This window comes from Dechloromonas aromatica RCB, assembly GCF_000012425.1.
On record NC_007298.1, the window covers coordinates 3,248,845 to 3,264,650 of the forward strand.

Consider the following 15,806-nt stretch of genomic DNA (forward strand, 5'->3'; position numbering starts at 1 on the left):
GTTAGCTAGCCAGCCAGTGCCGCACGCCCAAGCCGGCGGCGCGGCCACTGGCCAGGCAGGCAGTGAGCAGATAGCCACCGGTCGGAGCCTCCCAGTCGAGCATTTCGCCTGCGCAGAAAATGCCAGGCCGAGCATGCAGCATCAGGTGCTCATCCATGCCTTCAAAAGCAACACCGCCGGCCGTGCTGATCGCCTCGTCAATCGGCCGGGTTGCCGTGACCGGCAACGGCAAAGCCTTGATCGCAGCGGCCAGACTGGAGGCCCCGTGCAAGGCCTCAGCCGGAAAAAACTCCCGGAGCAGGGCTGCCTTGACACCGTCAATGCCGGCCCGCCGCCGCAGATGATTGGCTAGCGTATCGCGGCCGCGCGGCCGGGATAGTTCAAGCGTCAGCTTCTCCAGGCTACGACCGGGCGCCAGGTCCAGCGTCAGCGCTGCCTGGCCATCGCGCGCCAGCGCATCGCGCAGCGGTGCCGACAGTGCGTAGATCAGACCCCCTTCGATGCCCGTAGCCGTTATGTTGAATTCACCCTGCTGCCGCTGGGTACCCGCCGTGGCAATCACCGCCTTGACCGGCTCACCGGCGAAGCGCTCGCTGAAATAAGGGCTCCAGGCCACATCAAATCCGCAGTTGCTCGGCTTCAGTGCCCTCACCGGCACACCGCACTCAATCAGCACGGGCACCCAACTGCCATCCGAACCAAGCTTGGCCCAACTGCCGCCTCCGAGCGCGAGCACCACGGCATCAGCCTCGATGTCGACTTCGCCATCTGGCGTCGAAAAACGCAGCTTGCCATCAGCCCACCCGAGCCAGCGATGGCGAACATGGAATTGCACGCCCTGGCTACGCAGGCGATGCAGCCAGGCCCGAAGCAATGGCGCCGCTTTCATTTCAACAGGAAAGACCCGGCCGGAAGTGCCGACAAAAGTTTCGATACCCAGCCCGCGACTCCATTCACGCAGTTGTGTCGGGCCGAACGCCTCGAGCAGCGGCGCAATCTGCGTCGCACGCTCGCCGTAACGGCGGATAAAGTCTGCCATCGGCTCGGAATGGGTGATGTTCATCCCCCCTTTCCCGGCCATCAGGAACTTGCGGCCAACCGAGGGCATGGCGTCGAACACGGTCACGTCCAGTCCACCTGCCGCCGCCAAGACTTCGGCCGCCATCAGGCCGGCCGGGCCTCCTCCAATGATGGCGACGCACTTGGTCATGCTTCGTCCGCTTCAGAGTCCGGCTCGTCGAGCATCTCTTCGGGAATTTCTTCCTCATCGAGCGGAACGACGGTCACCGCAACATCGGGTTCAGTGCCGCCACCGCCCAGGATGATGCCGCGTAGCGGTGAGATATCGGAGAAGTCGCGACCGAAAGCCAGGGTGATGTGTTCGGTATCCGGCAACAGGTCATTGGTCGGATCGAAATCGACCCAGTCGCCCCCCCCCTGCTGGCTGCCCGGCGCATAGACCGATACCCAGGCATGTGAAGCATCGGCGCCAATCAGGCGTGGCTTGCCCGGTGGAGGTCGGGTCAGCAGGTAGCCGCTGACGTAACGGGCGGCCAGGCCCATGGCGCGCAGACAGGCGATCATCAGGTGGGCAAAGTCCTGGCAGACGCCACGCTTGTTTTCGAGCACCTCGAGCACCGGTGTCGACACCGTGGTCGCCTCGGGGTCGAAGGTGAATTCGCGGAAAATCTTGGCCATCAGGGCCTTGGCACCAACCAGTATCGGGCGGTCCGGCGGGAAGCAGTCGGCGGCGTAGGCAGCCAGCTCGTGTTTGATCCGGACATGCGGGCTTTCGAACAGGAAACGCGTCGCGTCAAGATCTTCCGGCAGCGGGTCGGTAGCGTCGTAGGCCAGGCGGTCGCGCACCTCTTCCCAGGGCAGGGAGTCTTCCAGAACCTTAGGCAGGTGGGGCGTCACGGCAACGGTCATCATTGACCGAATGAACAACATTTCATGCGGGGCATGAAAGGCCACCCAGGTCACCGGGTTGCCGAAGGCATCGCGTCCGTCACGTCGCCAGGTCGGCACCGGTTCGATGTCGATGCGCTGCTCCTCCACCTGCTGCCACTCGAGAACACGCGGCGAAAGATGCAATTGCTGCTGCGACAGCGATACGAGGCTGCCGTAGTCGTAGCGGGTTTCGTGCAGGACGCGATAACGGACAGGGGTCATGGTCAGACCGCCATTGTCTGCCGGCTGACATCGCCGACATGGGTGAAGTAGCGCATGCCCAACGCCGCGGAAAGCTGGGACGCGGCCCTATCGAGTCCTTGCAACAAGTTGGCAAGCTCTTCGCAGGGCGCACAATCCTCTGAACTATCGAACTCAAGGTTTTCCAGGCGTTCAAGATCGAACTGGTGTAGCCGGTCCAGCGCAGCAGCCAGCCCCTCACCAAAATTCACACCAAGCTCGCGGGCCATGCGATCGAGATAACGCATCAGCACGCTGGCCTGAAAAATCACCCCGTGCGGGTTGCTGTCGTCGAACACCAGAAGATCGATGACCGGCAGCAGTTCAGGCTGGCGCGAGTAACGCGAGCGGTAGGTAATGATCGAGTCGGACAACTCGAGCAGCCATTCCAGAGAACCGCCACAGCGCGAGGACGGCATGCGCAAGAAATGGGCAACGGTCATCGCCAGGAAGGAAAGCCGTTCCAGGCGCCGGCCGACAATCAGGAAACGCCAGCCGTCGTCACGCGTCATGTTGTCCATCGCAAAACCGGTCAGCGACGACGACACGCCGAGTACCCGGTCGAGGAAGGCGATGGCTTCGGTCAGTGTCGGATGTACTTTCAGCGCTGCCTGCTGGTCGCGCTGCAGACGGTTCAGCGAATGCCAGTGATCAAGCGACAGACGCTCGCGGACATGCGTCGCCGACCACATCAGGCTGCGGATATTGCTGGCCAGACCACCCGGTTGCGCCGGGTCGTAGATGGCTTCCAGCAACTCGTGTTCGCTGCCTTCCTTGATTTCCGTGTCCTCGCCGATTTCGGGCAGGACGCCCAGCCGCCGGGCCAGTTCCATGGCCCAGACCACCACCGGCGTTTTCTGACCGCCACCGACCACAACCCGGGAAAGGGCTACGCGCAGCATGCGGGCGCTGTCGTCGAAGCGTTCGGAATAGCGGCCGAGCCAGAACAGGTTTTCGACCACGCGCGAGCTCAGGTTGGCCCCCGCCCGAACCAGATCGCGCACGCCGACCGACGGCTTGAGCATCGAGAACTGGCTGACTGGGCCATTGGTCAGCACCCAGGCGTCTTTCGAGGCACCGCCGCGCTGCATCGAGATGATGCGCGTGCCGGCGCCAGTCGTCACCCGGGCCAGACCACCCGGCATGACCGAATAGCCATCCGGTGTCGTCACGGCATAGGCGCGCAGGCCAACTGGACGCGCCAGCAGACGACGTTCATGCGCCCGGCTCCAGGTCGGGGCCTGCGACAGGTTGATCACTTCCTGGGCGACATAGGCATGCGGGCGGGCCTCGATCCGGCGCAGCATGTCGGCGCGGGCTTCGCCCTTCAGTTCGTTGCCGAAAATCGGGTCCATCATCTGGGTCGGATAGGCCGGCTTGATGACCAGATCGTCGAAGTTTTCCTTGACGTAATCGAGCGCCGGTTTTTCGCCACACCACCAAGTCGCGACCGAGGGCATGGCCAGTTTTTCGCCCAGCAGGTGCCGGCAAATGGCTGGCAGAAAGCCCATCAGCGCGCCGGACGCCAGCAGGCCGCTGCCCAGTGCATTGGCGATGACAACGCGGCCAGCGCGCGCCACATTGACCAGCCCCGGAATGCCGAGCGCCGATTCACCGCGCAGTTCGAGCGGATCGCAATAAGCATCATCCTGACGGCGCAGGATGACGTGAACGCGTTTCAGGCCGCGCAGGGTCTTCAGATAGACCGTATCGCCACGCACCGTCAGATCCTGCCCCTCGACCAGCGGGAAACCGAGATAGCGGGCCAGGTAGGCGTGTTCGAAATAGGTTTCGTTGTACGGCCCGGGCGTCAGCAGCACCATGTGTGGCTGTTCGTCGCCCTCGACCGGGGCCAGTGCGGTCAGACCATCGAGCTGATCGCGGAAGAAGTCGGCGACGTGCTGAACGCGCAGGTCGCGGAACATTTCCGGGAAAACGCGTGAAACGACCAGTCGATTTTCCAGCGCATAACCCGCCCCCGAGGGCGCCTGCGTGCGGTCGGCAATGACCCACCAGCGGCCATTCGGTGAACGTGCCAGATCGACCGCATAATGGTGCAGCCAGACCCCGCCCGGCGGCTTGATGCCCCGGCAGGGCCACAGGTAGCCGTGCTGACCATAAACCAGGGCAGGCGGCAGCAGTCCCTCGGCGAGCAGGGTCTGTTCGCCATAGAGATCGGCCAGAATGGCATTGAGCAAGGTGGCACGCTGGGCGACGGCGGCTGATACCTCGGCCCACTCGTCGGGCGGGATGATCAGCGGTAGCGGATCGAGCGACCACGGTCGGTCGGCACCGTTGGGATCGGCATAAACATTGTAGGTCACGCCATTTTCCTGAATCCGCTGCTCGGCAAACTCAATGCGCCGGCGCATTTCTTCCGGCGCCACCGAATCGAGGTGATTCAGGAATTTTTCCCAATGCGGACGCACGTCCCCCTTCGCCGTCAGCATTTCGTCGTAGCGGCGAGGGCTATTGGGGTAAATCGCGAGGAGGGTGCGTGCCATTTATTTTCTTTTACCAGCAAAAACAGGCCGTCTCCGGCCTGTTTGCGATCAACCCGAATTTTTGATCAAAACCGACGCAAGTCTAGCGTAAACGGGTGCTCGGCGCTGTTTTCGGGCACCTTGACCTGTATCTTGCCGGGCGTGTGGCCGAAGCGGAAGAAGCGCGCGAGACGCCGACTTTCCGCCTCGAAGGCATTGACCGGGAAGGTGTCGAAACTGCGCCCGCCCGGATGCGCCACGTGGTACTGGCAACCGCCCAGCGAACGCTGCATCCAGGTATCGACAATGTCGAAGACCAGCGGGGCATGGACGCCGATGGTCGGATGCAGGCACGAAGCAGGCTGCCAGGCGCGGTAACGCACGCCGGCGACGAATTCGCCGTTGGTCCCGGTGTTCTGCAGCGGCACGGGAACGCCGTTGCAGGTCAGCACGTAGCGGTCGGGGGCCATGCCCTTGATCTTGACCTGAACACGTTCGACCGAGGAATCGACGTAGCGGACGGTCGTCCCGGCACCACCCTCTTCGCCCATGACGTGCCAGGGCTCCAGCGCATGACGCAGCTCGAATTCCATGCCCTTGACGGCAAAATCGCCATATTTCGGGAAGCGGAATTCAAAGTGCGGAGCGAACCACTCAGCCTTGAACGGGTAACCGGCCTCGGCCATTTCCTGCATGACGTCCTTGAAATCCTGCTCGGCGTAGAACGGCAACATGAAGCGGTCGTGCAACTCGGTACCCCAACGCGCCAGGCGAGCCGGTTCGTAGGGTTGCTCCCAGAAGCGGGCGATCATGGCGCGCAACAACAGTTGCTGGGCCAGCGACATGCGGGCGTGCGGCGGCATTTCGAAGGCGCGCAACTCAAGCAGGCCAAGGCGGCCGGTCGGGCCATCCGGCGAATAAAGCTTGTCGATGCAGAACTCCGAGCGGTGCGTGTTGCCGGTCACGTCGGTGAGCAGGTTGCGCAGGATGCGGTCGATCAACCATGGCGGGACATGGCCGCCTGGCTGCGGTATCTGCTTGAAGGCGATTTCCAGCTCGTAGAGGCTGTCGTTACGCGCCTCATCGACGCGCGGCGCCTGGCTGGTCGGACCGATGAACAGGCCAGAGAACAGGTAGGACAGGCTCGGATGATTGTGCCAGTAGGCGATCAGGCTCTTCAGCAGATCCGGACGACGCAGGAAGGGTGAATCGTTCGGCGTCGCGCCGCCGAGCACGAAGTGGTTGCCGCCACCGGTGCCGGTATGACGACCATCGACCATGAATTTCTCGGTCGTCAGGCGCGAGTAATAGGCCGACTCGTAGAGGTGGGTGGTCTGGTCGACCAGTTGATCCCAGCTCTTGGCCGGATGGATGTTGACTTCGATGACACCAGGATCGGGCGTGACGCGGAAGTGCGTCAGGCGCGGATCGGACGGCGGCTCGTAGCCTTCCATGATCACTGGCATCTTCATCTCTTCGGCCGTCGCTTCAACCGCGGCGACGATTTCGAGGTAATCGTCGAGCTTCTCGGTCGGCGGCATGAAGACGTAGAGGCGGCCGTCGCGCGGTTCGGCACACATGGCCAGGCGGGTGATCCAGCCGGCCGATTCCTTGAAGCCGGGCACCGTATCGGTCGGTTTTTCCCAGGCCCGACCTTCGCCCTGCCCGCTTGCAGAACTGCCGGCACGACGGCTCTGCATCTGCGGTTCACGGGCGCCGACTTCTCCGGTCACTCGGGAGCGCAAGGCAGCATAGCTGGCCAGCGGATCGGTCGCTGTCTCGGCATCCGGCACATTGACGTAGGGGTAATCACTCTGCGCCGTCCACGGCTGCGAATCGACCGGCAGGCGGTAGCCCATGGCCGAATCACCGGGGAACAGGTAGCAACGCTCGGCACGCAGGAACCACGGGCCAGTCTGCCATTCATTCCAGACATTTTTCATGATCGGCAACACGTGGCCGACCGTATAGGTCATGCCCTGCGTGAACACCTTCATCAAACGGGCGCGCTCGAGCGGATCGTCGACCCGCGAATCGAAGGGATCGACATTGCCGGGCAATCGACGTTCGCGCCACATGTAGTAATAAGCGTCCTCGAAAGCCGGGAAGACGTAATCACCAGTCATGCCCAGGCGCTCAGCAACGCGTTTCAGGAAGCGTTCGGCATGTTCGCTGGTGGCGCCGTAATTGACGCTTTCGTTGGCATACAGTTCAGGCGCATTCCAGATCGGCTCGCCATCCTTGCGCCAGAAGCAGTTCAGCGACCAGCGCGGCAGTTGCTCACCGGGATACCACTTGCCCTGGCCGAAATGCATCAGGCCGTTCGGGGCATATTTTTCACGCAGACGATGAAAGATGTCGGCAGCGAAAATGCGCTTGGTCGGACCGAGGGCCGCCGTGTTCCATTCGGCGCCATCGGGGTCGTCGACCGCAACGAAGGTTGGCTCGCCGCCCTGGGTCAGGCGCACGTCGAGTTTGCCCAGCGTGTCGTCGATCTGATGGCCGAGGCCTTCGATCTCGATCCACTGTTCGTCCGTATAAGGCTTGGTGACCCGCGGCGCTTCCCAGATGCGGGTGACCTGCATGTGGTGTGAGAACTCAGTCTCGCACTCGTCGAGACCGCCGGTAACCGGCGCGGCAGAACCGGGTTCCGGCGTGCAGGCGAGCGGAATGTGGCCTTCACCGGCAAACAGGCCTGATGTTGGATCGAGACCGATCCAGCCGGCCCCGGGCAGATAGACTTCAGCCCAGGCGTGCAGGTCGGTGAAGTCGGCTTCCGGGCCGGAGGGGCCATCGAGCGATTTGACGTCGGCGGTCAGCTGGATCAGGTAGCCGGAGACAAAGCGTGCAGCCAGGCCAAGGTGGCGCAGTACCTGCACCAACAACCAGGCTGAATCTCGGCACGAGCCGGAACGCTTGGTCAGTGTTTCTTCCGGCGTCTGGACACCCGGCTCCATGCGGATCGTATAGCTGATCGCCTTCTGCAGATTGGCATTCAGGGCGACCAGGAAATCGACGCTGCGCACCGGTTCACGCGAAATGCCGGCCATGTATTTCTTGAGCTCCGGCGTTTCCGGCAGTTTGTGCAGGTAAGGCGTCAGCTCGTGACGTTCCCATGCCTCGTAGGCAAAGGGAATCTTCTCGGCGTGCGGCTCGAGGAAAAAGTCGAATGGATTGATCACCGACATCTCGGCGACCATATCAACTTCAATGCTGAACTCTCGGGTCTTCTCCGGGAAGACCAGGCGGGCCAGATAATTGCCCTGCGGATCCTGCTGCCAATTAACAAAATGCTTTTCCGGCCCGATCTTCAGCGAGTAAGACAGGATACGAGTCCGTGAATGCGGGCACGGGCGCAGGCGGATAACCTGCGGACCGAGATTGATCAGGCGGTCGTAACTGTAACGGGTGACGTGATTCAGGGCGACGTGGATCGACACAAGTTTGCTCCAGACATAATGACTAGCAGCTTAAAAGCAAGACGCGAACCAGCTTGCAAGCCCTTGTTTTTCAATGGACCGAATTTTCGCACGCACCTGATGAAAGCCCGATGACACAAGGCGCGCGCCAAATTGGTGCAGTTTCGGCAATTTGGCACCTGATCACAAAACCGGTGGGAGTTTGACGAAGCCGTCTGCGTCGAGCGAAATGAAGGGGTTGAAACAGACCTCCCACAAGAAGCCATCCGGATCGGAGAAATAACCGCGAAAACCTCCCCAGAATACCTTGTCAGCCGGCCGCACCAAGGTCGCCCCGAGCGCTACCGCCTCTTCCAGCGTTGTGATCACCGCCGCCTCAGAGGACACATTGTGGGCCAGCGTAAAACCGGCAAACCCGCTCCCAGCCGACGCGACCGAAGCATCCTCGGCCAGCGCCTCGCGCTGGAACAGGGCAAACGCCACCGAGCCGGCCTGAAAGAAGGCAATCGCCTCCTGGCTGGCCGCCGACTCCTGCCACCCCAAGGCCTTGTAGAAAGCCCGGCTGCGGGCCAGATCGGCCACTCCCAGCGTAATAAAGCTGATGGTTTGTTTCATGGCGATGCGCTATCCAAAAAAATAAGTGGCAATGCCAGTCCAGCAAAGACTTACCCTTGCTTGCTGCCCGGCTTTGGCTTGACCGATAATCCGGGTTTTCAAGAAATCCAATGCGCAGACAGGCATCGGAGACGACACAATGAACAACTCTACACCCTACAAAATCAAATACGAGGTTTATCCGGAAGGCGACCTCTTTATCGCCCGTTGTCTGGATATCGACGTCGCCAGCGATGGCGCAACCGATGCCGAGGCCCTGGCCAATTTGCGCGAAGCGATCGAGCTCTATTTCGAGCGTAATGCGGAAGCCATGCTCCGTACGCGTGAAGAGGACGACGAAGCCTCCGACTCCTAGGCCTCGCCACTTGAACTCAGGCCTCAAATGACACCGAATGACCAGAAAATCCGCTTTCTGCGCAAACGCATTCCCGCCTTCGAATGCGCTCCCGGCTGTCACGATTGCTGTGGCCCGGTCAAAGCCTCCAGTGATGAGATGGCACGCCTTCCAGTCAAAACGGAAGCCGAGCACGCGGCGGCTCTGGCCGAGCTCAGCTGTCCGCATCTTGGCAAGAATGGCTGCCAGGTCTATGCCGAGCGCCCGCTGATCTGCCGCCTGTTTGGCACGACACCCCGGCTGGCCTGCCCGAATGGCAAGCGGCCGGAAACGATGATCGACCCGGTCGTCGAACAGCAGATTTACGACTACTTCAAAACGGCCCGTCACGTCCTCGTTTGAATGTCGCAGCGACTCGAATCGTGGCTATCCGCTCATTGCGATTCGAGTTGAAAAGCCGACCAAAAAGGACGAACATGCCGCCCCTTCCCCGGATCTTCCGTGAGCGCTTCCCGCGCCGGATTTCCGAAGCCACACCACCTGAACCGCAGATCGGCCATGACCTTCAAAGACAGCGCCTTGCAATTCCAGATCGTCGACATCACCACCCTCCAACCCGATGCCAAGCATGCCCGGCAGAACATCAGTGAAGACAACCTGAAGGGCCTGGTCAACTCGATCGAAAAAATCGGGATGATCCAGCCCATCGTGGTTCATCCTGCCGATGCGGCCGGGCGCTACACGGTCATCGCCGGCGAACGCCGTCGCCAGGCCGCCATCATCGCCGGCGAAAAGACCGTGCCGGTCGTGATCCGCAGCTGCCCCCCCGAGGAAACGCTCAAGGTCCAGGTCTTCGAAAACATCGGGCTCGGCGTTCGTTCGGCACTCGAGCCGCGCGACATGGCCAATGCCATCCAGGCCATCTCCGAACACTTTGCGACACTGGAAGAAGCCGCTCAATACTTTGGCCGTGCCCCGACCTGGCTCAGCCAGGCCACTGCCGCCGCCAACCTGTCGGAAAAAGTAACTGCCCTGCTGGATTCGGGAAAGATCGCCAGCACCAGCACCGCCGTCCAGCTTGAGAAACTGGCCAAGAAAAACGAAGCCAAGGCCGAATCGCTGATCGACCAGATTGAACAGTTGCCGGAGGGCGAGAAGGTGTCGAAGAAGATCGTCGACAACGCGCTGTCTGAAGCAAGCGGCCGCCGCAAGAAAACCGAGGACGCTACACCCACCGCTGAGCCGGCCTTGAGCAGCGCGACGGCAAGCCCCCAAGCCCCAGCGCCTGCAGTGACCGTATTGTCCAGTGAAGAAGCGCCAGCAGCGGCCGTCGCGACATCCGCCCCCGCTCAGGCCCGGAGCAAGGTCAGCCCCGGCAAGGTCAAACTGGTTGCCGAGTTGCTCGGCATGAACGAAGAGGATGAAGACGAAATTCTGGTCAGGCTGATCGATGAATTTCTGGCCATGAAAAACGCCTGACCCCCTTCCTGGCAAGCCAGGCCTGCTGGCAGCGGGCTTTCAGCATCGCCAGGGCGGACCCCGTATAATTCGCGCTTCCGGGCGCCGCCCCGCTATCGATTGCCAGCCATGTTCAAAGCCATGAAACCTCACCTCTTTTTGTTGCTGACCGCTGCCCTGCTTGGCGCTTGCGGCGAGGTCGAGGATACGCGACCGGGACAACCGGTGAAGCAGCGCCAGGTGGCGTTCAAGGAGATGGTCAAGGCTTTCGAGCCGATGGGAGTGATGCTGCGCGACGGTCGCTACGAGGCCGACAAATTCGCCGTAATGGCCGACAAGCTGATGGCCAAACGCGATGCCCCCTGGTCGCATTTCGGGCCGGATACCAATTACCCGCCAACCAAGGCGACCCCCGAAGTCTGGAAGCAGCCGGAACAGTTCGAGAAGAACAAACAAGCTTTCATCGCGGCCACCGACACCCTGCTGGCGGCGGCCCAGAGCAAGGACAAGGCACGGGTCGAAAAGGCCTACGAGGCGGTGCACGAAGCCTGCAAAACTTGCCACAAACAGTTCAAGGAACGCTGAGAGTATTCCCATGTTGAGATTGACTGAACTGAAGCTGCCACTGGACCACGCCCAGGAGGCACTGCGTCCGGCCATTTGCCAGCGTCTTGGCATTGCCGATGCTGAGCTGACCAGCTTCACGATTTTCAAGCGCAGCTACGATGCCCGGAAAAAATCGGCCATCACGCTGATCTACACGCTGGATATCGAGGTCGCCAACGAGGCGGCACTACTCAGGAAGTTTGCCGATGATCGCCATGTCGGCCCAACGCCGGACACGCAATACAAGTTCGTCACCCAGGCCCCGAGCGATCTGAAGACCCGCCCGGTGGTCATCGGCACCGGCCCCTGCGGCCTGCTCGCCGGTCTGATCCTGGCCCAGATGGGCTTCAAGCCGATCATTCTCGAACGCGGCAAGGCCGTACGCGAACGGACCAAGGACACCTGGGGCCTGTGGCGCAAGAACAAGCTGAACCCTGAATCGAACGTCCAGTTCGGCGAAGGCGGTGCTGGCACCTTCTCGGACGGCAAGCTGTACAGCCAGATCAAGGATCCGCAGCACCACGGTCGCAAGGTACTTGAAGAATTCGTCAAGGCCGGCGCACCGGAGGAAATCCTCTACGTCAGCAAGCCGCACATTGGCACCTTCCGCCTGGTCAAGATGGTCGAGAACATGCGGGCAACGATCACCGAACTGGGTGGCGAAGTCCGCTTCGGCAGCAAGGTCGAGCGACTGCTCATCGAGAATCATCAGGTACGCGGCGTCGTGCTGGCCAATGGCGAAACCATCGCCACCGACCACGTCGTGCTCGCTGTCGGCCACAGTGCCCGCGACACCTTCCAGATGCTCTACGAACAGGGCGTTTACATCGAAGCCAAGCCTTTCTCCATCGGCTTCCGCGTCGAACACCCGCAAGCCATGATCGACCAGGCCCGCTTCGGCCCCAACGCCGGCAACGAAATTCTCGGTGCCGCCGACTACAAGCTGGTTCATCACTGCGCCAACGGCCGCGCCGCCTACAGCTTCTGCATGTGCCCCGGCGGCCAGGTCGTCGCCGCCACCTCGGAAGAAGGCCGCGTCGTCACCAACGGCATGAGCCAGTATTCCCGCGCCGAACGCAACGCCAATGCGGCGCTGGTCGTCGAAGTCAAGCCAGAGGATTTCCCCGGCGACTACAAGACCAACCCGCTGGCCGGCATAGCCTTCCAGCGCCAATGGGAATCCGCTGCCTTTGTCGCCGGCGGCAGCACCTACGAAGCACCAGCCCAGCGCATCGGCGATTTCCTGGCCGGCCGGCCATCCACCGCTTTGGGCGCAGTCGATCCGTCCTATCAGCCGGGCGTGCACATGACTGACCTGTCGAGCTGCGTCCCGCCTTACGTCATCGAGGCCCTGCGCGAAGCCATCCCCGCCTTCGACAAGCAGATCCGCGGCTTCGCCATGGCCGATGCCGTATTGACCGGCGTTGAAACCCGCACCTCCTCACCGATCCGCATCAAGCGCGGCGACGACTTCCAGAGCATCAACACCCGCGGCCTGTATCCGGCTGGCGAAGGGGCTGGCTACGCCGGCGGCATCCTGTCGGCCGGGGTGGACGGGATCAAGGTAGCAGAGGCACTGGCATTGTCGATGGCCAAAACGCTCATGACGACAACGCCCACACAGGCTTAACAGGAGCCGCAGAACTCGGGACTATCATGGACGCCCACGTCGCCCCAGTCAGCAAGCGGACAATCCCACGCGTCGTTCGCGAACGGCGATGGTGGCTGTTACTGCTGGTGATCTGGGCAGTTGCCGTGGCTTTCTCACTGAATTCCCAGATCGAGCAAATTCGCCAGCAAACGACAGCGGTCGCCATCGAAGGCGCACGAAACATGTTTCGCATGGTGCTGCTCACCCGCAACTGGAATGCCAGCCACGGCGGCATTTACGTACCGGTGACCGAACGTACCCAGCCCAATCCTTATCTGGATGTGCCGCACCGCGACGTGACAACCACCGACGGTATGGAATTGACGATGGTCAACCCGGCCTACATGACGCGTCTGATCGCCGAGATGGCAGAATCAGCCTCGGGTGCCGTATTCCGGCTGACCAGCCAGCGCCCCATTCGTCCCGAGAACAAACCGGATCATTGGGAGCATCGGGCGCTCGAAGCCTTCGAACAAGGACTTAAAGAGTTTTCCGGTGTCGAAGCCAGCCCGGAAGGTGACATGCTGCGTTACATGGCCCCGCTCAGGGTGCAGGAAAGCTGCCTGCAGTGCCATCGCAAGCAAGGCTATAAAGTCGGTGACATTCGCGGCGGCATCAGCGTTTCACAGCGCAACGCGCCGATCGAGGCCGCCGTGCAGGCTGGTTGGCGCAAGGTCTTGCTCACGCACGGCATGGCTTTCATGCTGGTGCTGATCGCCGGCTGGTTGATGCTCGAAATGTTGCGTCGGCGCTGGCTTGAGCTCGGCGACAAGATCCAGGAATTGCAGGATGCACAGAGCCAGTTGCTGCAATCCGAAAAGATGGCTGCCATCGGCCAACTGGCCGCCGGGGTGGCCCATGAAATCAACAACCCGGTCGGCTTTGTCAGTTCCAATCTCGGCTCGCTGAAAAACTACAGCGAAAAGATGATCACCCTGCTTGACCGTTGTCGCAGCAGAGAGGCCAGCGAAGCCGACTTCATCGCCGCCGATTTTGATTACCTGAAGGAAGACCTGGCCGACCTGCTGCGCGAATCTCGCGATGGCCTGGGGCGAGTCACGAAAATCGTCAGCGACCTCAAGGATTTCGCGCATATCGATGAAGCTGCCTGGCAAGAGACCAATCTCAACGCCGGGATCGAGGCAACGCTCAACGTGGTCTGGCACGAATTGAAATACAAGGCTGAAGTCGTTCGCGAACTCGGCGAGTTGCCGCCAGTCACCTGTATTGCCGCGCAGATCGATCAGGTCGTGATGAATCTTCTGGTCAATGCGGCACACGCCATCGAAACCCGCGGCACCATTACCGTCCGTACTGGCCACGACGATGCCTGGGTATGGATCGAGGTGGCCGATACCGGCAAGGGCATGACGCCTGCCGTCATTCAGCGCATCTTCGAGCCCTTCTACACCACCAAGCCTGTTGGCAAGGGGACAGGACTCGGGCTATCGCTTTCCTACGACATCGTGAAAAAGCACGGTGGGCGCATTGAAGTGAATAGCGAGCCAGGCAAGGGCAGCACATTCCGGGTCTGGATCCCGCAGCAAGGCAACCCGACGGCAGAACTAGCGCCGAAATAATCGGCGCCTCACCCCGATCAAGTCGAGCGTTTCAGCGCTTCTGGCCGGGTTCAGGCGAACTGCCCGGCCACCCAGCCCGACGACCAGGCCCACTGGAAGTTGTAGCCGCCCAGCCAACCGGTCACATCGACCACCTCGCCCACGAAGAACAAGCCCGGCACCGCCTTGGCCTCCATTGTCTTCGATGACAGCGCATCGGTCGACACGCCGCCCAGTGTGACTTCCGCCTTGGCAAATCCGAGCGTACCCGCCGGCATCAGTGGCCAGGCATTGAGTCGGGTGGCGACCGTTTCCAGATCACGCCGGCTCAGTTCACTGATTGGACGAGTCACCAGTTTTTCGCCGCCCTGCAGCGCACACCATTCATGGGCAAAACGCCGAGGAAGCCTTTCTGCCAGCAGGTTAGGTAGATGCACCCGGCCCTGCCGGTGCTCTTCCAGCCAGGCACCTGTATCGAGACCAGGCAACAGGTCGATCTCGACCGGTTGTTTCTTGCCACTTCTGTACTCCTGCATCTGCCAGTAGCTGGAAATCTGCAGGATGGCCGGGCCGGACAGGCCGCGATGAGTAATCAGCACGTTCTCGCGGAATTGGGCGTCTTCGAACTGGGCAACGGCATCGAGCGTCGCACCCGCCAGGGGTTTCATCGGCTCAAGCAGTTCCGGCGCCAAGGCCAATGGCACGAGGGCGGGTTTGGGCGGAATGACCGGAACGGCGAATTGTTCGGCCAGGCGGTAGCCAAACGGACTGGCCCCGATTTTCGGAATGGCCAGACCGCCAGTAGCGACCACCAGAGATTGACAGGAGAAGCTGCCGTTATCGGTAGCAACGGCATAGCGCTTCACCGCCTCGCCCTCGTTCCGTTCGATATGCTTGACCGCACATGGAAAGGCCCATTTCACCCCGCCATCGTCGCAGGCATCGCGCAGCATATCGATGATCTCTTCGGCCGATTCGTCGCAGAACAACTGGCCATGTTCGCGCTCATGATAAGGAATACGCCGCTTCTCGATCATCGCAATAAAGTCGAGCTGAGAAAAACGGGCAAGTGCCGAGCGGCAAAAATGGGGGTTATGCGAAAGATAGTTGTCAGCGCTGACTGTGCGATTGGTGAAGTTACAGCGCCCACCACCCGATATACGGATGCGCTCGCCCAGTTTTTCGGCATGATCAAGCAGCAGCACCCGTCGGCCACGGGCCGCGGCCTGTGCGGCGCACATCATGCCGGCCGCGCCGGCGCCGATGATGATCACGTCAAAATGCATGGAAATCCTGTCCGGAAAAAACTTGCGCTAAAACGCGGCGGATTCTAACACCGGGCATCACCATGCCCGAAAAGCTCCTATTTCTTGATAAATAGGCGTACCTTAGGAACGCAACGCCACCTTTTGGCAATATTGTTTCGGATTCTCCATTAACCATCCGCAATACCAGAATTTCCGGTACTTTTAAGCACCAACGGGACATGAC

General features: G+C 61.3%; 12 protein-coding genes. 6 read left to right on the forward strand and 6 right to left on the reverse strand.

Annotation, left to right across the window (positions count from 1 at the left end):
- Position 1: 1 nt before the first annotated feature.
- The 5 genes from DARO_RS15405 to DARO_RS15425 form a co-directional block, all read right to left on the reverse strand.
- Positions 2–1,210 carry a TIGR03862 family flavoprotein gene (locus DARO_RS15405; RefSeq protein WP_011288735.1) on the reverse strand — a complete coding sequence of 403 codons (1,209 nt, stop codon included), beginning with the start codon at positions 1,208–1,210 and terminating at the stop codon, positions 2–4.
- Positions 1,207–2,172, reverse strand: coding sequence for a transglutaminase-like domain-containing protein (locus tag DARO_RS15410; RefSeq protein WP_011288736.1), 966 nt, complete (start codon positions 2,170–2,172; stop codon positions 1,207–1,209). The genes DARO_RS15405 and DARO_RS15410 overlap by 4 nt, the downstream gene beginning before the upstream one ends.
- Positions 2,173–2,174: 2 nt before the next feature.
- Positions 2,175–4,694 carry a circularly permuted type 2 ATP-grasp protein gene (locus tag DARO_RS15415; RefSeq protein WP_011288737.1) on the reverse strand — a complete coding sequence of 840 codons (2,520 nt, stop codon included), beginning with the start codon at positions 4,692–4,694 and terminating at the stop codon, positions 2,175–2,177.
- Between the two features lie 65 nt (positions 4,695–4,759).
- Complete coding sequence (locus DARO_RS15420; protein WP_011288738.1) at positions 4,760–8,113, reverse strand: transglutaminase family protein; 3,354 nt, start codon at positions 8,111–8,113, stop codon at positions 4,760–4,762.
- Positions 8,114–8,275: 162 nt separating this feature from the next.
- The gene (locus DARO_RS15425; RefSeq protein ID WP_011288739.1) at positions 8,276–8,707 is read right to left on the reverse strand and encodes a VOC family protein; all 432 of its coding nucleotides are present in this window, start codon (positions 8,705–8,707) and stop codon (positions 8,276–8,278) included.
- A gap of 139 nt (positions 8,708–8,846) precedes the next feature.
- Between DARO_RS15425 and DARO_RS15430 the strand changes: the two genes are divergently transcribed.
- From DARO_RS15430 to DARO_RS22440, 6 genes are all read left to right on the forward strand, one after another.
- Entirely contained in the window at positions 8,847–9,062 is a 216-nt protein-coding gene (locus tag DARO_RS15430) for a hypothetical protein (RefSeq protein ID WP_011288740.1), read from the forward strand.
- A 27-nt stretch (positions 9,063–9,089) separates the two neighbouring features.
- Positions 9,090–9,443, forward strand: coding sequence for a YkgJ family cysteine cluster protein (locus DARO_RS15435; RefSeq protein WP_011288741.1), 354 nt, complete (start codon positions 9,090–9,092; stop codon positions 9,441–9,443).
- Positions 9,444–9,599: 156 nt separating this feature from the next.
- Entirely contained in the window at positions 9,600–10,520 is a 921-nt protein-coding gene (locus tag DARO_RS15440; protein ID WP_011288742.1) for a ParB/RepB/Spo0J family partition protein, read from the forward strand.
- 120 nt (positions 10,521–10,640) lie between these two features.
- Positions 10,641–11,084 (forward strand): c-type cytochrome, encoded by a 444-nt coding sequence (locus DARO_RS15445; protein WP_497462985.1) that lies wholly within the window; start codon positions 10,641–10,643, stop codon positions 11,082–11,084.
- 10 nt (positions 11,085–11,094) lie between these two features.
- Positions 11,095–12,735 (forward strand): NAD(P)/FAD-dependent oxidoreductase, encoded by a 1,641-nt coding sequence (locus DARO_RS15450; protein ID WP_011288744.1) that lies wholly within the window; start codon positions 11,095–11,097, stop codon positions 12,733–12,735.
- A gap of 26 nt (positions 12,736–12,761) precedes the next feature.
- The gene (locus tag DARO_RS22440) at positions 12,762–14,336 is read left to right on the forward strand and encodes an ATP-binding protein (RefSeq protein WP_011288745.1); all 1,575 of its coding nucleotides are present in this window, start codon (positions 12,762–12,764) and stop codon (positions 14,334–14,336) included.
- 50 nt (positions 14,337–14,386) lie between these two features.
- On the opposite strand, the gene DARO_RS15460 is transcribed toward DARO_RS22440, so the two are convergent.
- A complete protein-coding gene (locus tag DARO_RS15460) occupies positions 14,387–15,601 on the reverse strand; it encodes a BaiN/RdsA family NAD(P)/FAD-dependent oxidoreductase (protein WP_011288746.1) in 1,215 nt (404 codons plus the stop codon).
- Positions 15,602–15,806: the final 205 nt, after the last annotated feature.